Source organism: Megasphaera sp. AM44-1BH (genome assembly GCF_003467125.1).
Lineage (GTDB): Bacteria > Bacillota > Negativicutes > Veillonellales > Megasphaeraceae > Megasphaera.
In genome coordinates, this window is sequence record NZ_QSFA01000005.1 from 109,576 (window position 1) to 130,958 (window position 21,383).

Annotated in this window: 15 protein-coding genes; 12 read left to right on the forward strand and 3 right to left on the reverse strand. The window is 51.5% G+C overall.

The annotated features are described in order from the left end of the window. Positions 1 to 342 precede the first annotated feature (342 nt). Entirely contained in the window at positions 343 to 1,281 is a 939-nt protein-coding gene (gene cysK, locus DW949_RS05570; RefSeq protein ID WP_118022256.1) for a cysteine synthase A, read from the reverse strand. Between the two features lie 496 nt (positions 1,282 to 1,777). Between cysK and DW949_RS05575 the strand changes: the two genes are divergently transcribed. The 6 genes from DW949_RS05575 to DW949_RS05600 all read left to right on the forward strand — a co-directional run bounded on the left by DW949_RS05575 (position 1,778) and on the right by DW949_RS05600 (position 9,492). Further along, a complete protein-coding gene (locus tag DW949_RS05575; protein ID WP_118022257.1) occupies positions 1,778 to 2,887 on the forward strand; it encodes an ATP/GTP-binding protein in 1,110 nt (369 codons plus the stop codon). Then, the gene (locus DW949_RS05580; protein WP_118022258.1) at positions 2,884 to 3,579 is read left to right on the forward strand and encodes an MBL fold metallo-hydrolase; all 696 of its coding nucleotides are present in this window, start codon (positions 2,884 to 2,886) and stop codon (positions 3,577 to 3,579) included. The genes DW949_RS05575 and DW949_RS05580 overlap by 4 nt, the downstream gene beginning before the upstream one ends. Before the next feature lie 45 nt (positions 3,580 to 3,624). Beyond that, on the forward strand, positions 3,625 to 4,899 hold the full coding sequence (locus DW949_RS05585) for a DUF445 domain-containing protein (RefSeq protein WP_118022259.1): 1,275 nt from the start codon (positions 3,625 to 3,627) through the stop codon (positions 4,897 to 4,899). A 1-nt stretch (position 4,900) separates the two neighbouring features. Next, positions 4,901 to 6,178: a DUF445 domain-containing protein gene (locus tag DW949_RS05590; RefSeq protein WP_118022260.1), complete on the forward strand. Its 1,278-nt coding sequence runs from the start codon at positions 4,901 to 4,903 to the stop codon at positions 6,176 to 6,178. 570 nt (positions 6,179 to 6,748) lie between these two features. Further along, positions 6,749 to 8,008 (forward strand): MFS transporter, encoded by a 1,260-nt coding sequence (locus tag DW949_RS05595; protein WP_118022261.1) that lies wholly within the window; start codon positions 6,749 to 6,751, stop codon positions 8,006 to 8,008. A gap of 77 nt (positions 8,009 to 8,085) precedes the next feature. Beyond that, on the forward strand, positions 8,086 to 9,492 hold the full coding sequence (locus DW949_RS05600; protein WP_118022262.1) for an FAD-binding oxidoreductase: 1,407 nt from the start codon (positions 8,086 to 8,088) through the stop codon (positions 9,490 to 9,492). Between the two features lie 848 nt (positions 9,493 to 10,340). Here the strand turns inward: DW949_RS05600 and DW949_RS05605 are convergent. After that, positions 10,341 to 11,249: a radical SAM protein gene (locus DW949_RS05605; RefSeq protein WP_118022263.1), complete on the reverse strand. Its 909-nt coding sequence runs from the start codon at positions 11,247 to 11,249 to the stop codon at positions 10,341 to 10,343. A gap of 79 nt (positions 11,250 to 11,328) precedes the next feature. Then, entirely contained in the window at positions 11,329 to 13,218 is a 1,890-nt protein-coding gene (locus DW949_RS05610) for a carbon starvation protein A (protein ID WP_118022264.1), read from the reverse strand. Positions 13,219 to 13,757: 539 nt separating this feature from the next. On the opposite strand from DW949_RS05610, the gene DW949_RS05615 reads away from it, so the two are divergent. From DW949_RS05615 to cas7c, 6 genes are all read left to right on the forward strand, one after another. Beyond that, positions 13,758 to 14,750 carry a nicotinate-nucleotide--dimethylbenzimidazole phosphoribosyltransferase gene (locus tag DW949_RS05615; protein WP_118022265.1) on the forward strand — a complete coding sequence of 331 codons (993 nt, stop codon included), beginning with the start codon at positions 13,758 to 13,760 and terminating at the stop codon, positions 14,748 to 14,750. Positions 14,751 to 14,843: 93 nt separating this feature from the next. Next, entirely contained in the window at positions 14,844 to 15,737 is an 894-nt protein-coding gene (locus DW949_RS05620) for a LarC family nickel insertion protein (RefSeq protein WP_118022266.1), read from the forward strand. A 239-nt stretch (positions 15,738 to 15,976) separates the two neighbouring features. Then, positions 15,977 to 18,160 carry a CRISPR-associated helicase Cas3' gene (gene cas3, locus DW949_RS05625; RefSeq protein WP_118022267.1) on the forward strand — a complete coding sequence of 728 codons (2,184 nt, stop codon included), beginning with the start codon at positions 15,977 to 15,979 and terminating at the stop codon, positions 18,158 to 18,160. 17 nt (positions 18,161 to 18,177) lie between these two features. Beyond that, positions 18,178 to 18,831 carry a type I-C CRISPR-associated protein Cas5c gene (cas5c, locus tag DW949_RS05630; RefSeq protein ID WP_118022268.1) on the forward strand — a complete coding sequence of 218 codons (654 nt, stop codon included), beginning with the start codon at positions 18,178 to 18,180 and terminating at the stop codon, positions 18,829 to 18,831. Continuing rightward, the gene (gene cas8c / locus DW949_RS05635) at positions 18,828 to 20,642 is read left to right on the forward strand and encodes a type I-C CRISPR-associated protein Cas8c/Csd1 (RefSeq protein WP_118022269.1); all 1,815 of its coding nucleotides are present in this window, start codon (positions 18,828 to 18,830) and stop codon (positions 20,640 to 20,642) included. The genes cas5c and cas8c overlap by 4 nt, the downstream gene beginning before the upstream one ends. A 1-nt stretch (position 20,643) precedes the next feature. Continuing rightward, positions 20,644 to 21,345: a type I-C CRISPR-associated protein Cas7/Csd2 gene (gene cas7c / locus DW949_RS05640; RefSeq protein WP_233539503.1), complete on the forward strand. Its 702-nt coding sequence runs from the start codon at positions 20,644 to 20,646 to the stop codon at positions 21,343 to 21,345. The last annotated feature ends 38 nt before the right edge of the window (positions 21,346 to 21,383 follow it).

Sequence of the window (21,383 nt, forward strand, 5' to 3'; positions counted from 1 at the left end):
CATCTGGCACCATCCCGGGCGATTCAGGATGGAAACCGTCCCCGGTCGTGGGTCCTGTATGCTGATTTTTGAGAAAAGAGCCGGTTCATCAAACTGGTTTCTTCATCAAACTCCAAACTCCAAACTTCAAACTATCCCTTCCCGTCCCCGGTCGTGGGTCCTTTGTTGCTAAGTTTATATAGAAAAGCCGGTTCGACGAACCGGTTTCTTCATCAAACATCAAACTCCAAACTCCGAACTTCAAACTCCAAACTATCTCTTCCCGTATATGGAAAATGGGCTGTCCCGGGTGTTGCTTCCTGGGACAGCCCATTTTCTGGGAGTAGAGTATATGAGGTGGTTTTACTTTTGTTTGATGAAGTCCGGTGTGGTCAGGTAGCGGTCGCCGTTATCGGGCAGGAAGGCTACGACAGTTTTGCCGGCGTTTTCCGGGCGGTTGGCAATCTGGGTGGCTGCGTAGAGTGCAGCACCACCGGAGATACCGATGAGCAAGCCTTCTTCCTGGGAGAAGGCTTGTGCTGTGTCATAGGCCTGGTCCGTCGTGACGGTGAAGACTTCGTTGTAAATCTTGGTGTCCAGTGTTTCCGGTACGAAGTTGGCGCCGATGCCCTGGAGTTTGTGCGGGCCGGCATGGCCTTCGGACAGGAGCGGAGAATCAGCCGGTTCGACGGCTACGATCTGGACGGACGGTTTCTTTTCTTTGAGGTACTGGCCTACGCCTGTGAGGGTGCCGCCTGTGCCGACACCGGCGACGAAGATATCGACCTGGCCGTCTGTATCTTCATAGATTTCCGGGCCCGTCGTTTCTTTGTGGGCTTTCGGGTTTACAGGGTTGGTAAACTGGCCGGGGATGAAGGAGTTGGGGATTTCTTTTGCCAGTTCGTTGGCTTTATCAACGGTTCCCTGCATCCCTTTTTTGCCTTCCGTGAGGACGATTTCACCACCGTAGGCGGCAATGAGGTTGCGCCGTTCGACGGACATGGTTTCCGGCATGGTGAAGATAGCGCGGTAGCCTTTTGCAGCGGCGACAGCGGCCAGGCCGATGCCCGTGTTGCCGCTGGTCGGTTCGATGATGACCGAACCTTCTTTGAGGATGCCTTTCTGTTCGGCATCTTCAATCATGGCTTTGGCGATGCGGTCCTTGGCAGATCCGGCCGGGTTGAACATATCCAGTTTGACCAGGACTTTTCCCTTGACGCCGGATTTTTTATTGAAACGCTGTGGTTCTAAGAGCGGTGTATGACCTACTAATTCCAAAGAGCTTTTATAAATTTTACCCATAATGACATCCCTCCATAAAAATTGGACAAAAATAGTATACATTGAGCGCGTGCCTGCAGACGTGGATACGGTTTCCCCCCCCGATGATGCAAAAATCCGCCGTCTCGTTCAGAGGCGGCGGACCGTGGTTCCACTCTGGTTGCAGTATAACTGCCACTCGGTACCGGTAACGGCGGCTGCCGGAACAGGATACTCACAGTTCCCCTGTTCAGCTCGCAAAGGCATTCGCTGCAATACGTGCCGGGCAGGCTTTCAGCCTATGGCCTGCGTTCTCTGACGACCGTTGTTACAGGTACTTGGTTTGCTCATCGCTATCTCAATGTTTACGATTATAGTACACTTTCCATTTTGATTTGTCAATAGAAAAAACCAAAAAATCACTAAAAAGGTGGTTTTTATTTTATGGACAGATTTTTTGTGTATAAATTCAGCTGTATATATAAGTTGATATAGATGTGTGGTATAATAGGACTAATACTAAGGGAGGAAATACCATATGCTTGTTCGATTCTCTGTACGGGGCTGTCTGTCGTTTTCTGATACGGTGACACTGCGCCTCGTGCCTTCCGACCATAGGCGTATCAAAGGTACGCGGTATGAAAGTTGTTTTTCTGCCGTGTCGGAGTATAAAATCATGCGCTCCCTGCTGGTATTCGGCCCCAGCGGCGCCGGCAAGACCAATCTGCTCATTGCCCTGCAGTTTTTGCTGGACACCATCCTCGAAGGGTGGACGCCGGCGCTTCTGCCTTCAGGAAACGGCCCCGTGTCATTTGCCATTTCTCTGTATGATGAAACCAGTGCCCGATCCTATGACTACAGCCTGTCCTATACGGCAGAGGGCATAGAGGAAGAGAGCCTTTCTCTGGGAGGCGCTGTGCTGTATGCCTACAGCAGGGGTGTGCTTGAATGGCATGGGCCGGGAGATGCCCCGCGCGTCAGCAGCAGCGAAGATATCCTCGCCCAGACGGCGGCCTTTCTGCCAGAAAGTGAAGGCCTGCGCAGGATGGCGGCAGCGGTCCACATCGTGCGGGAACGGGACATGACGGTCTGGCAGCAGATGCCCATGCGCCTGTCTGAGGTAGAATGGAAATACTGGCAGTCAGAGGAAAGGGATATCTTGTTTCTGCTGCAGCTCATCGACCCGTCCATCTGCCGCATTTCCTATACGGGAGATGGCGATACGGCCGAGGTCCTGCTATGGCGTCACGGCGAGCCCCGTCCCTGCCGGCTTTCCGATGAAGCGGCGGGCCTGCGCAAGATGGCGGCCCTGGCAGCCGGACTGGCCCAGATGCGGCAGGGCAGTACGGTCATCATCGATGACCTCGATGCCTACTGGATGACACCGGTCCTGCAGCATCTCATCCGCGATTTCGTCCATCAGAAAGAAAACAGGGGCCAGCTGCTGGGTGTGACCCATGACCTGCTGCTCCTGGATAACGACCTGTTCCATCCGGAACAGCTCTGGATCGCCCGGCGCGGCCCTCAGGGCAGGACGCAGATGTGGCCCATCAGTGCCTATCATCTGCGCAGTGAACGGCGCCGGCTCTATGACGCATACATCAAAGGAGAATTCAATACATACCCGTTTCAGGAGGCGGTACGATGAGTATACAGATAACCTATCTGGCTCACAGCGGGTTTGCTGTGGAGACAGCGACGAAAGTGCTCGTATTTGATTATTATCAGGATGAACAGCGCATCGTGCGCCGTTATGCCGACGGTGAAAAGCCGTTGTGGTTCTTTGTCAGCCACTGGCACGGCGACCATTTCAACCGCCATATCATCGATTTTTCCCATAAAGCACAGGCCTATATCGTCAATAAGGACGTACCGTTCCGGCAGGCCCCGGAAGACAAACTGTATTCTATGGAAGTCTATGATACGCGGCGCATCGACGATGCCATCGTGACCCAGTTCGGCTCGACCGACGAAGGCGGTTCCTTCCTGGTCCGCACGGACGGGCTGAGCCTGTTCCATGCCGGAGATCTGAACTGGTGGCACTGGGATGGCGATACCGATGAAAATAACGAAAACGCAAAACGCATGTTTGACGCCGAAATGCAGAAACTGGACGGACTCACCGTCGATGTGGCCTTTTTCCCCGTCGATGCCCGCCTCGAACGGGCCCGGGAATGGGGCGTGTCGGAATTTCTGAAGCACGTGACGGTCAAGCTCTGTCTGGTCCCCATGCACTATTTTGGCGCTCCCTGGCAGCCGTCGGAGGCATTCCGTAAGGCCTGGCCGGATCAGCCACTGTGGATTCCTGTCCATAGCGGAGATACAAAAATACTGTGGTAACACAGGTACACTACACGACCGGCATGAGCCGGAGGAGGAACGATAATGACCCAATTTGAGACAACGACAGGGCAGGCGCGGAGTCATATTGCCAATTATATACTGATTATCGCGGCGCTGCTCCTGCTTTTTTCCTATCCTTTCCGGGACTTGTTCTGGGGAGGCCTCATCATGCACCTGTCCGGTGCGGCCCTCATCGGGGGACTGGCCGACTGGTATGCCGTGACGGCCCTGTTCCGCCGGCCCCTGGGGATTTCTTTCAAAACGGCACTGATCCCCAGCAGCAAGGAACGGATCGCCGAAACGGCCCGGCATATGATCGAGAGTGAAATCCTGACCGTCCCCAATATGTACCAGGTACTGAAGCATCATCCCGTCCTGGAAGCAGGCCTTTCGTACCTGCACACGGAAAAGGGATTCCAGTCGGCAGAACGCGTCCTGGGGCACGTCCTCAACACGTTTTTGTATACCCTGGACATGAAAAAAATCGTCGAAGCCTTTTCCGATATGGGCGCCGATGCCATTGAAAAAATCCGCGTAGCACCGATTATGGGCAAGGCTCTCCAGACCGGCCTGGTCGGGGAATCGGGAAATGATTTCCTGGATTTTCTCATCTGCACCCTGGAATCGATGACAAAAAGCGAAACGGCCAAACGGTACATCGCCGATATTTACCGCGAATCCCTGCGCCAGTATGAACACCGGAATTTCGTCTATGCCCTCATCGTCAAGGCGGCACTGGCCAGTGATATGTTCAGTCCCGAACGGGTGGCAGCCAACTTGCAGGAAAAATTCCTGGCGGTGCTGCAGGAAGCGAAGAAACCCGATTCGGAAGAACGCAAAAAAGCCATGCAGTTCATCTGGCGTCAGGCTGAACAGCTGGAAGTCAATCCGGCATGGCAGGAACGGCTGGAAAGCTATAAGATGCGCCTGTTCCACCATGTCGTTTCCCGTCCGGACATGAAAGAAGCGTGGCAGCGCTACGTACAGGACCCGGACCGGCAGAACCGGATCTGCCGTACCGCTGCGACCTATGCCATCGAACGCCTCGAAGGCTGGAAGAGCAGCGACCTGCAGGTAGAACAGATGAACCGCATGGTCCTGGCTCTGGCAGCAAAGGAACTGAAACGGCTCCAGACATGGTTCGGCGCGACGGCAGAAAAAGAAATCCTGGCCTATGATGCCCAGGAACTGGCCGATGCACTGGAAAGCCGCGTATGGTACGACCTGCAGATGATCCGCGTCAACGGGTCGCTGGTAGGCGCCGTCCTCGGGGCCTGCATCTTCCTTGCCATGTACGCGTTGAAAGGAGGCTGGTAATATGACATACCGTCAGCGGGCAAATGCCATCCTGGCCTTATCTTTCCTGTGCTTTGTCCTGGTATTCTGGTGGTGGTACAGCCATGAAGTGGGCATTCTGGGAGAACTTCTGTTTTTCGTCATCCAGTCGGCCCTCATCGGCAGCATTGCCGACTGGTTCGCCGTGACGGCCCTCTTCGAACGGCCTCTGGGATTCCCCTATCACACGGAACTGGTCTACAGCCACCGCACGCAGATCATAGACGGCATGACCCATGTCGTATCAGAAAAACTTCTGCAGCCGGGCATGTGGAAAGACAAATTGTATACCGTCTCCTTCGTAGATAAATTTACGAACTGGCTGGCCAGCGGCGGCCGGGAAAAATTCCGGGCCCTGTTGTATGAAGTCGCCCAGCAGGCCTATGAATATGGCCGCCAGAGCAAGAATCAGCAGTATATCGCAGCCCATATCCGGGCCTACCTCAAGCGGCAGCCTCTCCTGAGCTTTCTCCAGGACCGCATGATCACCATGCTGGAAGACCCGGACAGCCAGATGCTGACCGACATCATCGGCCTCATCAAGGACTGCGTGCGCAGCAAGGAATTTGAAGCCGTCCTCGTCAAGGCTCTCGACGAATGGATGGCCGAATCCCGGACGGCTCCGCACCTCATCATGACGTTGAATAAATTTACCGGCATGGTCGATACCCAAAAAGTGGCCAAAGACGTGCAGAAAGGCATCATCATCTGGCTGGAACGGTGGGAACACGCCGGCGGCAAAGAACGGCAGTGGCTGTGCCAGAAGCTGGAACTGCAGATGTATGCCATGAACGGCCAGCTGACCTACACGGTACAGCGCTGGCAGGACCAGTTTGTCGATTCCCTGCCGGTAGAAATGTGGCTCACATCGACCCAGCGCGCCAGTCAGGCTTATTTTACGACGGGCGTAGAAGGAAAAGACAAGCTGCAGAACCTCCTGGAAGGGGAATTCATGCATTACCTCGACTACTGCAGCCAGTATCCGGAAATCAAAGACTGGATCGACGATCAGATCCGCCGGGGCTGTGAAGTCATCCTGGAACACGAACACTCCCTCATCGGCGTCGCCGTGCGGGAAGTTCTGTCCGGCTTTGACAAGAAGAAATTCAATGCCTTCCTGGAAAGCAAAGTCGGGGAAGACCTGGCCTGGATCCGTATCAACGGCGCCATCGTCGGTGGTACCCTGGGACTCTTCGTCTTCGTCATCCTGAAAGTCATATACGAACCCTTCTTCGTACCCTTCATCCGTAACTTGTTCTAGGACCCACGGCTGGGGACTTGTTTCCCTGACGTGCCGCGGCGTCTGGCTTATTTACTATGCCTCGCCGGCTGGACCATCATCTGCGGCGTCGTCGTCAGTCAGCGTAGCCCCGCTACGCCTCCCTCCATCCTCCTTGCATCTGACGGCCCCGCCGACGATGCCTGACGTAAAACGCCAGCCGTCGCGGCACTAGGATTGCTAATTTTAGTATAAAGAGCCGGTTTGACGAACCGGCTTTTTTCATCAAACTCCAAACTCCAAACTCCAAACTTCAAACTTCAAACTTCAAACTATCCTTTCCCGTCCCCGGTCGTGGGTCCTTTGTTGCTGAGTTTATATAGATAGTGCTGAGTTTATATAGAAAAGCCGGTTCGACGAACCGGCTTGTTTGCTGTCTGTGGCCTGCGAACGGCGGCTTTTTCCTCAAACATCAAACTTCAAACATCAAACTATCTTTTCCTTGTCATAAAAAACCAGAATATTTGTATAAAAGACTGTTCAAATTTATAAAAAGTGGTATAATATGTAATGTAGATTTATAAAAATTCAGTCTCAAAGAAGGACGGTCTTATGAATATTCAGCAGCGGGTGTTTAAAAAGTTATTTGGGCGGTTAATGCCGCTTATTATGTTCTTATATTTTATTTCCTTTGTAGACCGGGCCAATATCGGCATTGCGTCGTTGACGATGAATCAGGATCTGGGCATCGGCACGGCGGCCTATGGCTTTGGCGCGGGGCTCTTTTTTATCGGTTATTTCCTCTTTGGCCTGCCGAGTAATGTCATTCTGGCCCGGCTGGGGGCACGGCGCTGGATTGCCGCCATTCTCTTTGTCTGGGGCCTCATTTCCACGAGTACCATGTTCGTCCACAATGCCGTCGAGCTGTACATCGTGCGCTTTGTCCTCGGCGCGGCAGAAGCGGGCTTTTATCCCGGCATCATTTATTATCTCGACCATTGGTTCCCCCTCCAGGCCAAGACGCGGGCGTTCAGTTATTTCCACATGTCCCTGGCCATTTCCATGTGCATCGGTAATGTCCTGAGCGGCGTCATCCTCGGCATGGACGGGCTGGCTGGGCTGGCCGGCTGGCAATGGGTCTTCCTCTGTGAAGGGCTGCCGGCGGTGCTCTGTTCCTTCGTGGCCTACCGGGTCCTCCTCGATTCGCCCCGGGACGTATCGTGGCTGACGGAGGAAGAAAAAGACTGGCTCGTACAGAAACTGGCCGGCGAACGGGCAACGAAGCCCATGGGCAATTCTACGTCCATGTGGAGCGTCTGCACGAAACCCCAGGTCTGGCATTTTGCCCTCATTTATACGACCCTCAATATCGGATTTTACGGGATTTTATTCTGGCTGCCCCAGATCGTCAAGGGCATGGCCGGCACGAATAATATGATCACCAGCATCCTCAGTGCCATCCCCTGGATCACGGCCATCGTGGTCATGGGCTTTGTGGCAGGCTATGCTGACCGGTCGCAGAAGAAAAAGAAATACGTGGCCGTCCCCATTTTCCTCGGCGCCCTGGGCCTTCTGGCAGGGACGTATTTCCATAATTATCCCGTCCTGGCCCTGGCCTGCCTGTCCCTGTCAACGGCCTGCTGTGAATGTCCCGTAGGCCCCTTCTGGACTTTTCCGTCGCGTATGTTTGACGGCGTCACCGGGGCAGCTGCCATTGCCATCATCAACGCTATCGGCAACCTGGGCGGATTTTTCGGGCCCTACTTGTTCGGCCTCGTCTCGACGGGCAGCAACTTTACGACGGGCTTTGTCGTCCTGGCTTCGATGATGATCATTTCTTCTATCCTGGCCATGCTTGTCAAGGAAAAGTAAATCAGCTATGATATAAAAGTCCGGACAGAACGGATAGCCTGTCCGGGCTTTGTGCATACAGAAAAGGAGCCTATGAGATGAAACCATATCAGAAAATTACCAAAGACATCATACAGAAATTAGTGGATATACTGGGAGAAAAGGGCGTTTCCACCGATCCGGACCGCCTCGTCCAGTACGAACGGGATGAAGGGGTGGAACGGGAATTTTTCCGTACGCCCGATGCTGTAGTGTATCCGACGACGACTGAAGATGTGGCGGCTGTCCTGCAGCTGGCCAATACGGAAAATATCCCCGTCATTCCCCGGGGAGCCGGGACAGGCCTGGAATTTGGCGCTGTCGTCAATACCTACGGCGGTATCATCCTCAGCACAGAAAAGATGAACCGTATCCTCGAAGTGAACGGGGAAAAACTGTACATGGTCGTCGAACCGGGCGTCCGCACGGCTGACGTACAAGCCGCCGCCAAAGCCCAGGGACTGCTCTATGCCGGCGACCCCTGCAGCGGGGACTCCTGCTTTATCGGGGGCAATGCCTCGACCAATGCTGGCGGCAACCGGGCCGTCCGTTATGGAACGACGCGGGACCAGATTTATAGCATCGAAGTCGTGACGCCCCTGGGGCAGATTACCCATCTGGGAAGCCGCCTGAAAAAAGTCTCTACAGGCTATCCTCTGGAAAAAATCGTCATCGGCTCCGAAGGTACTTTGGGCATCATTACCAAACTGGTCCTGAAACTGGTGCCCCTGCCCAAATACAGTGTCAACGTCCTGGCCATTTTCAAGACCATCGACGACGCCATGTCCATCGTCAATGCCCTGCCCAAAGCCGGCATCGAACCGACCTGCCTGGAATTCATGGACAACGATTCCGTACGGGTTACGGAGAAATTCCTCGGTGAAAAACAGCCTCATTCCGATATTGGAAATTATATGATCATCCAGGTAGACAGCAACGATGAAGACCGCATCGATGACCTGTGCGTCGCCCTCGATGAACTCTGTCATGACCACGGCGCCATTGACGTCTTTGTCGCCGACGCCGAACGGATCTGGAAAGTGCGCAAGAACTTCTCCGAAGCATCGACGACAGACAGCCCTATCATGGTCATGGAAGACTTTGTCGTCCCTGCTGACGAACTGGCCAACCTCTTGAAAGAACTGGAAAAAATCAGTGCCGACCAGAAGACCCCGGTCCGCTCTGTAGCCCATGCCGGCGATGGCAACCTGCACCTGGACATCCTGAAAAAAGACACTCCCGACGACCAGTGGCCGGCCAAAGTAGAAGCCTTTGAAAAGGCAGCCTATGACGCCGTATACCGCCTGGGTGGCCGTATCTCCGGAGAACACGGCATTGGCGAAAAGAGAAAGAGCCTCATGGCCCACTATACAGACCCGGTAGAACTGGCCCTCATGAAAGCCGTAAAAAAAGCCTTCGATCCCAACGACATCCTAAACCCGGGGAAAATATTCGATGTGGAGTAGGAGATAGTTTGGAGTTTGGAGTTTGAAGTTTGATGAAAAAAGCCGGTTTATTGCGTAGGAAGCCGTCCCTGATAAGGGAAGGAGGGCCACGAAGTGGCGGAAGGGTTCTTACTTCCATAGTAAGTCCATCATGAGTCCGCTTCCTCGTGCAGGGATGCTGCCGGTTCGACGTGCCACGCTCTCGGACTCAGATACGAGAACTCAGATGATGAAAGGACCCTTCAGTCAGCAAAGCTGACAGCTTCCCTTACCGAAACCACGAAATTCCTATATTTCTGAAAAGGGGCTTCAATAGGGCACTGCGTTTCGGCATAAGCGATTCACACACATTTGCGCGTCGTTGCACTCCTTCAAATGTGGTTCTCTGCTTATCACGGGGACGCCATGCTACACGGCACTTCGAACCGGCTCTTTTCTCAAAAATCAGCATCCAGGACCCACGACCGGGGACGGGAAGGGATAGTTTGGAGTTTGGAGTTTGAAGTTTGGAGTTTGATGAAACAAGCCGGTTTGTCGAACCGGCTTATTATACTTAAAATTAGCAATTCTAGTGCCGCGACGGCTGGCGTTTTACGTTCAGGCATCGTCGGCGGGGACGGGAAGGGATAGTTTGAAGTTTTCAGTTTGGAGTTTGACGAAGAAACTAATTCGATGAACCGGCTCTTTTCTCAAAAATCAGCATCCAGGACCCACGACCGGGGCCGGTTTCCATCCTGAATCGCCTGGGATGGTGTCAGATGCAAGGCGGAAGAAGGAGTCATAGCGGCGCTATGGCGACTGATGACAACGAAGCAGATGGCACCATACCGAGTGAGACAGGGGAAACAAGTCCCCGGCCGTGGGTCCTCTTATACGCCTGTCCCATCAAACGCCGGGATGAATCCTTCGCTGGCGCTGGATTTTTCTTGTACGAATCCGTCTTCGATGCCGCTGTCAAAGAGGTATTGTTCGGCCTCGTCGTATTCTTCGTCCGTCAGGGGCCGGTCGATTTCCGGGTATTCGCTGGCCCGGCCGCAGGGGATGTACTGGCGCATGAGGCTGAACAGGACTTGTTCCGGCTCGAAGTGGTCCCGTACCCAGTCGATGACGCGCTTTGTGTTGTCTACGTGGCCAGGCAGGATGAGATGGCGGATGACGACGCCCTTTTGGAGCATGCCGTCGTCGTCCAGGACGTAGGGGCCTGTCTGTTCGTACATGGCGAGGATGGCACTGGCTGCTATGTCCGGATAGTCCCGGGCACCGCTGTAGCGTTCTGCCATGGCGGAGTCCATGTATTTCAGGTCAGGCAGGTAAATCTGGACTTTCCCTTCGAAGGCCCGGATCGTTTCTACCCGTTCATAGCCGCCGCAGTTGTAGACGACCGGTACGGGAAGCGGCTCCGACAGGCTTTCCAGGATGGCCCGCGTATACGGCGTGGGGGTCACGAGATTGATATTGTGCGCTCCCTGGGCGATGAGTTCGTGGTAGATGGCCCGGAGCCGGGACACCGTGACGGGAATCCCTTTGCCATCCATGCTGATCTGGGAATTCTGGCAGAAACAGCAGCGCAGGTTGCAGCTGGAAAAAAAGACCGTGCCCGATCCGCGGCTGCCGCTGATGCATGGTTCTTCCCAGAAGTGCAAGGCTGCCCTTGCCAGCACCGGCTGGAGCGGGCTATGGCAGTAGCCGGGAAGGTCCGGGCCGATGCCGTCGCTTTTTAGCGGACGGACGACATGGCACTGACGGGGACAGTCCATGCAGGGCTGTGTTGTATTCATGAAAATCACCTCGAACCTACTATATACCAAAAAAAGGACGACCGCAAATGCGATCGTCCTTTTCTATTACCAGACTAGATTATGCCTGTTTGAAGTCTTTCGGGCAGGTCTGTTCGGCAAAGCGTTTTGCTACCGGATCTGTAGCGACCAGTTCCTGGAGTTTCTTCAGTCCTTCTTCTTCTACCGACTTGGTAGTCGTGTAGCTGGCCGGAACCGTCTTGGAGAGTTCCAGACATTTCTTGAGAGAACTGATACTTACGATGATGACCAGGATAGCCATGATGGCAGATACGACGAACAGGAGCATTTCGCCCTTCGGCAGATAAATGTTGAACATGTTGAGGAAATCTGCCCAGAAGATAGCGACAGTAAGGAATGCCCACGGAATACCTGTAACCCAGATGTAGCGGGCTTTACCCATGCTGCAGATAACAACAGAGGAAATAGCCAGGGTGATGATGGCGAGCAGCTGGTTGGATACACCGAATATCGGCCAGATCGTGGACAAGTTGCCTTGTACGAGGATGTAGCCCCATGCGCCGGAGATAGCAGCCGATGCGATGATGGCACCCGGAGTCCAATGGGGATCGCCGAATTTGGTCCATACACGGCCAACGAGTTCCTGCAGCATGTAACGGCCAACACGTGTGCCGGCATCGATAATTGTCATGATGAACAATGCTTCGAACATGATGCAGAAATGATACCAGTAACTCATGAGAGAATCAAGACCAGGGATGTTGGAGAAGATGAATGCCATGCCGACAGCCAGCGATACAGCACCGCCAGGACGATGGGCAACGTTTTCACCAACCATTGCGTTCAACTGCGGCAGATCGACGACCTGCATGCCGAGAGCATTGAAATGTTCGGCTGTGGAGTTGATAGCAAAGTAATCATTCGGAACAAGGGATGTAGCTGCGATGAGGGCCATCATAGCTACGAAAGATTCGGTCAGCATAGCGCCATAACCGACAGGAACGATGGAGCGTTCGTTCATCAGCATCTTCGGAGTTGTACCAGTAGAAATCATGCAATGGAAACCGGAAACAGCACCGCAGGCGATGGTGATGAAGATGTACGGAAGAACCGGGCCAGTGATGACCGGGCCGCCGCCAGCGCAGAACTGGGTCAGGGCCGGCATCTGGATGGTCGGGCCGACGACGATAACGCCGATAGCCAGAGCACCGATAGTACCGATTTTCATGTACGTGGAGAGGTAATCACGCGGAGCCAGGAGCAGCCATACCGGAAGAGCTGCGGCAACGAAGCCGTAGATGATCAGGGCGATATCAATTCCGTGGCGGCTGATGGTGAAGATCGGAGCCAGTGTCGGAGAAGCCTGTACAGCAGGACCAACGATAACAGCCAGCAATGTCAGGACGACACCGATGACCGTGCCTTCCTTGATCTTGCCAGGACGGAGGAACTGCATGTAAATACCAATGAACAGAGCGATAGGAATCGTCATGCCGATGGTGAATGTACCCCAGGGGCTGTCATGCAGGGCGTTGGAAATAACAACGGCCATACCAGCCATAGCGAGGATATTCAGGAACAATACGGCAAAGGACGTAGCCAGACCTGTCTTATCACCAATCTGGGCTTTTGCGATTTCAGCGATGGATTTGCCATCGTACCGCATGGAGCAGAAGAGGATAACACAGTCATGGACAGCACCGGCGAGAACACCACCGATGAGGATCCACAAGGCACCGGGCAGATACCCGAACTGGGCAGCGATGACCGGGCCTACGAGCGGGCCAGCACCAGCGATAGCAGCGAAGTGATGACCAAATACGACGTACTTATTCGTCGGTACATAGTCATGACCATCTTCGAAACGGAAGGCTGGTGTGACATTGTACTGGTTGACCGTCAGGACTTTGGCACCAATGAAAGCGCCGTAGAACCGGTAAGCCAGTATGAACACTAATGCAGAAATAATAACAACAAACAAACCGTTCATACAAAAAACCTCCTTCTTAAATAGTAGCACTATTCTCTGCGGGAAGATAATAAATGAGAGGACCCGCAAAAAACATACCCTGTATCACGCCTTAACTATAAGTCTTTACGCCAAAAAATTCAAGAGCCTTTCTTCCTTCAGTAGACAAAAGGGCGAATACGCAATCTTAAAATGCTAAAGATTTATGCTATAACGGCACGACATGATTTACTTTTGCCGTGTTTTTACAACAATCTTTACATGTTATATGATATTCGGTACTGTTATTTATTACAAATTTATATAGAAAAGTGCCGTATGACGTTACACCTATACGTTGAATATGAAAGGAATGACAAAATTATATAATGAAATATTTTACATACATTATAAAAAATATAAGTATAACGTTTTAGTTAATTAAAACATTTTGATAATGAGAACTGGGGATACACTTCCTCTGAAGAATCTCAAACAACGAATGGTTCTGAGAGAGACTCTCTTTTTACGACCGCCCTTCCTGTGATATACTATAGATATCACGTGAAGGAGGAAACGACATGGATGCTGAATTACAGCAATTTATTTCAATGATAGAACCAGTGGACGGGGATTTTGCCCGTTCCTATGAAGAAAAACTGGCTGTTTCCGGCCGGGCCGACACGGTCTTGTGTCATCTGGCAGGACGGCTGGCAGCCATACGGGGCAGTGCGCGCCATGATCTTTTGAAGAAGGCCGTCGTCCTGTTTGCGGCCGACCACGCCGTCGATGGCGGCAAGAACGAATCACAGGGCAAAAACAGCAAGGCCGACGCCCTGGAAATCGCCAGCGGCCGCGGCCCCATCAACAAAGTCGCCCACAAAGTCGGAGCCGGCGTACTGCTCCTCGATATGGGACTTCAGGAAGACATTCCCGAATCGCCGGGCGTCCAGGTACTCAAAGTCATGGCCGGGAGCCATTACTATGGAAACGGCCCGGCCATGTCGGAAGACGACATGCTCGATGCCCTGTACAGTGGCGTCCAGATCGGCCAGAACCTGGCCGACGAAGGCTATACGGCCATCGGCATCGGCAATCTGGGAGAACGGGCCATCCTGACGGCCTTTATCCTGACGGCGGCTTTTTACCGCTCCCGGATGACGGACCTTGCGGGATCGCTAAAAGCCAAAAACCAGATGAAACGCCTCGGCGCCGTCCTCCGTACCCACGGCCTCGACTGCGCCCGGCCGCTCGAACTGCTGCAGAAAGCAGGCGCACCCGATATCGCCGCCATGGTGGGATGCATCCTGTCGGCGGCACACCGCCACGTCGCACTGGTCTTTGACAACGCCGTGACCGGATCGGCCGTCCTGGTGGCGCAGGCCCTGCAGCCGGCTGTGACGGGATACGTATTTCCCTCGGCGGCTTATGCCGAACCGGTGCATCAGATGCAGATGGAATACCTGCACATGAAGCCCGTCGTCAGCGATCCCGGCAAAGATGACCAGGGCATGGGATCGGCCCTGGGCCTTTCCGTACTCGACGCGGCCGTAGAATCCATGAAAGAAGACTAGAAAAGCCGATGCCCCCTGTGGGGATAGGCGGTAGTGTAATTCCTGCGTATACTACTATATATAGGAATATAAAAAAAGAGGTGCTATAAATCTATGAAAACATTGTATCTTGACTGCTTTTCCGGCATCAGCGGCAATATGTTCATCGGCATGCTGATCCAGGCCGGCGTTCCCTTTGAAGAATTTCAAAAAGCCATGGCACAGCTGGGACTGGACGGCTATTCCCTGATCTGCCAGCCGGTCAACAAACTGGGCATCCAGTCCGTGTATTATAATGTCCTCCTCGACTCGGAACAGGACCATCACCATCACCACGATCACGAAGAAGGTCATGACCACCATGATCACGATCATGAACACGGCCATCACGACCATGACCACCACGATCACGACCACCACGATCACGGTCAGTCCGTAAAGACGGCGGCTTCCCTTATCGATGCTACGGGCCATCATCACTATCATCAGCACCGGGGACTGGCAGAAATCACGGCTATCATCGAAGCCTCCCCGTTTACGGAAGCCATCAAACAAAAGAGCCTGGCCGTATTTCAGGCACTGGCCGAAGCCGAAGCCAAAGTACACGGCGTGCCCGTCAGCGACATCCATTTCCATGAAGTGGGCGCCATCGACTGCATCCTCGATATCGTAGGGACCATCTGGGCCCTCGATTACCTGCACATCGAACAAATCGGCACATCGGCCCTCCACGCGGGGAGCGGATTCGTCCGCTGCGCCCATGGCATCATGCCCGTACCGGCACCGGCAACGGCGGAACTCCTGGCAGGCCTGCCCTATTACTCGACGGACATCGATGGCGAACTCGTCACCCCGACGGGAGCCGCCCTGGTCAAGACACTGGCCTCCTATGCCGGCCCGCACCCGGAAGAACTGATCCACGAAACCACGGCTTACGGGGCAGGTACCAAAGACCTGGCTATCCCCAACGTCCTGCGCGGCTTCATCGGCGAATGCAAGAAGTTCTGAGACGGGAAGCCCAAAAAGGAACCAGACAGCATCGACCGGTATATCCCCATGATACGGAGACGGATTGAATAGAATACCAATTGGAAAAACCTGTTGCACATAGCGTGTGGCAGGTTTTTTGCGTCCTGCAGGGAGGAGGCGGATAACATAGATATATATTTATTATGGGTTTATGTTATAATATCATTATACAATAAATTCATAAATAATTATCAAATAAGTTATATGAGGGAAAATAGATGGGAACATATATTGGGCATACTAGCGAAGAGGGACGACAGCAGCTGCTGATAGACCATTTGAAAGGGACCAGCCTTTTGGCAGAACGATTTGCCAGTATATTTGATGCGGCCGAATGGGGGAAGATGGCCGGGTTATATCATGACACCGGGAAATATAGCGCGGCTTTCCAGCAACGGATCCTGGAAGAGGGACCGCGGGTCGATCATTCTACGGCTGGTGCCTTGCTGATGAAGAAAATAAAGAATGGTCCTTTGGCTCTCTGTATTGCCAGCCATCACAGCGGCCTCCTCAATATAGGAACGAAATTATCGAAAGCCGATGACGGTACCTTGAAGGGGCGGCTGAAAAAAGAATTGAAAGGCAAGCTGGACTATTCGGCTTATCGGCAGGAATTGCCTGAACCGCTGCCGATTCGCAAGGCACCGGCCTTTTTATACGGAAAAGACCAGTTTTATTACTCTTTCTTCATCCGTATGCTTTTTTCCTGCTTAGTCGATGCCGATTTCTTGGATACGGAACAATTCGTGAACGATGGCAAGGTGCAGCGCGGCGGATTCGCGACGATGCAGGAACTTCACGATTTATTTTTTGCTTATTATGCAACATTTGGGGAACCCACTACGCCTATCAATCAAAAACGGCAGGAAATTTATCAGCAATGTCTGGATGCAGCTGAAAAGGAACCCGGTATGTTTAGCCTGACCGTTCCGACCGGCGGCGGTAAGACCTTGTCTTCCTTGGCTTTTGCCTTGAAACACGCTGTAAAGTATAAGAAACAGCGGATTATTTATATCATCCCTTATACGTCGATTATTGAACAGACTGCTGATATTTTCCGCAATATCCTGGGAGATGGTAACATCATCGAACACCATATGAATGTCGATTACGATAAAGATGACAATAAAGAGGATAATGACAAAAAGGAAGATGATGGCTTGAACCGCAAAAAGCTGGCGACTGAAAACTGGGATGCGCCCGTCATTGTGACGACGAATGTGCAGTTTTTTGAATCCCTCTTTGCGGCCAAGACCAGCCGGTGCCGCAAGGTACATAATATTGCCAATAGTGTCCTCATCTTTGATGAAGCGCAGATGCTCCCTGAGCCTTATTTGCGGCCGTGTATCCGCAGTATAGGCGAATTGGTGGCCAATTATCGCTGCACAGCTGTATTATGTACGGCAACGCAGCCGAGTTTGGAAACGTATTTTTCCCAGATTGGAGAAGGCCTGAAAGGGCGGGAAATCTGCCCGGATACACAAGGACTGTATGAATTCTTCAGGCGCGTCACTTATCGATTCATGGATGTAGATTCTTTGGAATCCTTGGCAGCGCAGCTGAAAGAGCATGAGCAGGTCCTGTGTGTCACTAATTCCAAGAAGGACGCTCGGGACTTGTATCAGATGATGGCGGGCGATGGATGTTATCATTTGTCGACCTTCATGTATCCGGCTCATCGGCGCCGCGTCTTAGCAATCATCCGTCAACGCCTTAAGGATGGTTTGTCATGCCGGGTCATTTCAACCAGCTTGATTCAGGCTGGCGTCGATGTCGATTTCCCTGTTGTTTATCGTGAAATTGCCGGCCTGGATAGTATTATCCAGGCCGGCGGCCGCTGCAATCGGGAAGGGAAACAGCGGACCGAAGACAGTACCGTATATATTTATGATTTGCATAAGCCTATGAACCGGATCCCTGCTTTCGTGCGGCGCCCTATTGAAATAACCCAGATGGTGGCGAAGCACCATGCCGACATAGCCAGTGCAGAGAGTATTAAAGCGTATTTCGACCAGCTCCATTACACGATTGGCGAAGACCAGCTGGACAGCAAAAATATTTTAAAACGATTAGAAGTAAATACTCCGGACTTTACAGAGATTGCAAAAGATTTTAAACTGATAGAAGAAGATAGCAGACCTGTTTTTATTCCCATAGATGATGACCTGGATAATCAGAAAATCCTGACACAATTGAGAGCCGGTGTTTGTAACCGGTCCATACTCCGTAAGGCCAATCAATATATGGTCAGCGTCTATGAGAACCAGTTCGAGAAACTCTGGGAAACGAATAAGCTGGACGCATTGGATCTAGGATTGTACGTACTGAAAGATCCGATGAGATATGACCCGGATACAGGGCTCGTCGTCAATATGGAAGATGGAATAGGCATCTTTTTATAAATTGAGGAGATGATGATATGGCAATACGCGTAGAGGTTTGGGGAGATTATGCCTTGTTTTCCCGGCCGGAAATGAAAACGGAACGTGTCAGTTATGATGTCATGACACCGTCTGCAGCACGAGGCATCATTGAGGCCATTTATTGGCATCCCGGACTCAGATGGATTATTGATAAAATCTATGTCCTCAGTCCTATCCAATTTACCAATATACGCCGTAATGAAGTTAAGGCAAAGGCCAGTGCCAGAGCGGCCAAGCAGGCGATGACTAAGAAAAATGTGGCGTTGTATTTGAGTACGAAAGAAGAAATACAGCAACGGGCTTCCATGGTACTGTGCAAGGTGCATTATGTCATCGAAGCGCATTTTGAATTGACTGATAAGGCCAATGCTTCTGACAATGCAGGAAAGTTCCAGGATATCATCCGCCGCCGCCTGAAACGGGGGCAATGCTATCATACGCCTTATTTTGGCTGCCGGGAATTTCCTGTCAATTTCCGGGAATATGAATTTGACAGTGTGCCGACAGCCTATGCCGGGGAAGATAAGGAATTAGGGTATATGCTGTATGACATGGATTATTCCGACTTAAAGCACATACGGCCTATGTTCTTCAAGGCGACCTTACATAACGGGGTCCTGGATTTGCGGGATTGTGAGGTGCACTCATGATTTTACAATCATTGGTAGATTACTATGAAACCTTAGCCCGACAGGGTGCTATTGCCAAACCAGGATGGGGAAACTATAAGATTTCTTATGCTGTGAATCTGAATCAACAGGGCGAAGTCATCGGCATCCTGTCTTTGGAAAAAGAAGTGATGCGGGGAAAAAAGAAGGTATCTGTGCCTACCACCCATATGCTGCCGGAAGGCGTGAAAAAAGCATCGGGCATCCGGCCTCAGTTCTTATGGGCTAATGCCGCATATTGCCTGGGCCTGCCCAAGGAAAATAAGACGGCGGATATGACGGGAGATGCGGCAACAAAATGGGAAAAGGATAAAAAACGGAGTGTAGCTTGTTTTGAAACGATGAAACAATATCATTTAGATATCCTAGAAGCTGTCCACACGCCGTCAGCAGCGGCTTTGAAGCGCTTTTTTACGACGTGGAATCCGGAAACAGCAGAAAATCATTCCGTATTGAAACCGTACCTGACCACCAACCTATTAACAGCCAATGTAATGTATGCTGTTGAGGGCGTCTTTGTTCAAGATGATGAAACCATCAGGAACGCCTGGGATGCCCATTATAATCAACCATCTGATGATGCTGTCAAAGGGCAGTGTTTGGTCACAGGAAAAATAGGACCCATTGCCCGCATCCATCCTAATATCAAAGGCGTCCGCGGTGCCCAGTCTTCGGGAGCTTCCTTAGTATCCTTTAACGCAGAGGCTTTTGAATCATACGGTCATTCTGGTGGACAGTGCTATAATGCTCCTGTCAGTAAACATGCCGCTTTCGCCTATACGACGGCATTGAATCAACTCATTGCCGATGAAAAGCATTGCAAGGTCATTGGCAATACGACTGTCGTCTATTGGGCAGCCAATGGGGAAGAAGCCTATCAGGATTTGCTTCATAGCGCCGTTTTTGAAGATGATGACACTGTTGATGATGAGACACTTGATGCCTTGTTTTCTCACATCCAAAAAGGGATGCCCTTTGATTTTCAAGGAGTTCCCATCCATCCCGATACGCCTTTTTATATCTTAGGGTTATCGCCAAATGCAGCCAGACTCTCAGTCCGTTTTTTCTTACAGGATACGTTCGGTCATTTTATCGACCACGTGCGCAAACATTATGAAAGACTGGAAATCGTTATGCCTCAGCAGCATCGGGCTTACTTGCCATTATGGAGATTGATGGGGGAAACGGTGAATAAAAAAAGTAAAGATAAAACTGCATCCCCACTTTTGGCAGGCGCCGTGATGCGGAGCATCCTCTCGGATACGCCTTACCCGCAGGCTTTATACAACCACGTCATGTTGAGAGTTAAAGCAGATCAAGATGATAAAGATAAGCATATATATAAAATTACTGCTGAAAAAACCGCTATCATCAAGGCTTGTTTATTGAAGAATTTCCCGAAAGGAGAGACGATAACTGTGGCGTTGAATGAAGAAAGTACGAATACGGCCTATGTATTAGGCAGACTGTTCTCTGTATTGGAACAAATTCAGGAAGAAGCCAATCCCAATATCAACAGCACCATTAAGGATCGATTTTTTAATAGTGCGGCTGCGACCCCGGGATGGGTATTTCCGATTTTATTGAAAATGGCTAATCACCATTTACGCAAATTGAATGACAGAAGGGGATTGAAGATTAGTCTAGAAAAATTACTTACAGAGTTGGAAGGGAAAATCGAGATGAATGACCAGCCAATTCCAACCCGGATGAACTTGAGTGACCAGGGCTTATTCATTTTAGGCTATTATCATCAGACCCAGAAACGGTATGTGAAGAAGGAGGAAAAATAAGATGTCAGAACCTATTAAGCATCGCTATGAATTTACCATCCTGTTTGACGTAGAAAATGGTAATCCCAATGGTGATCCCGATGCCGGTAATATGCCGCGTGTGGATCCGGAAACGGGGTATGGCCTGGTTACCGATGTCTGCTTGAAGCGTAAGATACGCAATTGCATTGAAACGATTTGCGAAGATAAACCTGGCTATCGTATTTACGTTAAAGAAGGCGTTCCTTTGCAGCGCAGTGATAAAGAAGCCTTGGAATATGTAGGGGTTAAAGAAGAAAAGGACATCAAAAAGATGAAGACGGGCGATCCGGAACTGGACCGTAAAATCTGTGATTTCATGTGCCAGAATTTCTTTGACATACGCACCTTTGGCGCCGTTATGACGACCTTTGTCAAGAGTGCCCTCAATTGTGGCCAAGTTCGCGGTCCTGTTCAGTTGGGTTTTGCCCGCAGCATTGATCCCATCATGCCACAGGAAGTCACCATTACCCGTGTCGCCATCACGACGGAAAAAGATGCTGAAAACAAAAACACAGAAATTGGCAGAAAGTACATCATTCCCTATGCGTTATATCGTGTAGATGGCTATGTATCGGCTAACTTGGCCCGGAAAGTGACCGGTTTCAGCGAAGATGATTTGCAGTATTTATGGAAGGCCATCATTAATATGTTTGAATATGACCATTCTGCTGCCTGGTGCTAGCATATAAATAGGACAAGTCAAACTGAGGTTTTCCATAA

Bases quoted from the DNA above. Each gene is read 5' to 3' on its own strand.
- cysK (WP_118022256.1), bottom strand. From the start codon at position 1,281: ATGGGTAAAATTTATAAAAGCTCTTTGGAATTAGTAGGTCATACACCG.
- DW949_RS05575 (WP_118022257.1), top strand. From the start codon at position 1,778: ATGCTTGTTCGATTCTCTGTACGGGGCTGTCTGTCGTTTTCTGATACG.
- DW949_RS05580 (WP_118022258.1), top strand. From the start codon at position 2,884: ATGAGTATACAGATAACCTATCTGGCTCACAGCGGGTTTGCTGTGGAG.
- DW949_RS05585 (WP_118022259.1), top strand. From the start codon at position 3,625: ATGACCCAATTTGAGACAACGACAGGGCAGGCGCGGAGTCATATTGCC.
- DW949_RS05590 (WP_118022260.1), top strand. From the start codon at position 4,901: ATGACATACCGTCAGCGGGCAAATGCCATCCTGGCCTTATCTTTCCTG.
- DW949_RS05595 (WP_118022261.1), top strand. From the start codon at position 6,749: ATGAATATTCAGCAGCGGGTGTTTAAAAAGTTATTTGGGCGGTTAATG.
- DW949_RS05600 (WP_118022262.1), top strand. From the start codon at position 8,086: ATGAAACCATATCAGAAAATTACCAAAGACATCATACAGAAATTAGTG.
- DW949_RS05605 (WP_118022263.1), bottom strand. From the start codon at position 11,249: ATGAATACAACACAGCCCTGCATGGACTGTCCCCGTCAGTGCCATGTC.
- DW949_RS05610 (WP_118022264.1), bottom strand. From the start codon at position 13,218: ATGAACGGTTTGTTTGTTGTTATTATTTCTGCATTAGTGTTCATACTG.
- DW949_RS05615 (WP_118022265.1), top strand. From the start codon at position 13,758: ATGGATGCTGAATTACAGCAATTTATTTCAATGATAGAACCAGTGGAC.
- DW949_RS05620 (WP_118022266.1), top strand. From the start codon at position 14,844: ATGAAAACATTGTATCTTGACTGCTTTTCCGGCATCAGCGGCAATATG.
- cas3 (WP_118022267.1), top strand. From the start codon at position 15,977: ATGGGAACATATATTGGGCATACTAGCGAAGAGGGACGACAGCAGCTG.
- cas5c (WP_118022268.1), top strand. From the start codon at position 18,178: ATGGCAATACGCGTAGAGGTTTGGGGAGATTATGCCTTGTTTTCCCGG.
- cas8c (WP_118022269.1), top strand. From the start codon at position 18,828: ATGATTTTACAATCATTGGTAGATTACTATGAAACCTTAGCCCGACAG.
- cas7c (WP_233539503.1), top strand. From the start codon at position 20,644: ATGTCAGAACCTATTAAGCATCGCTATGAATTTACCATCCTGTTTGAC.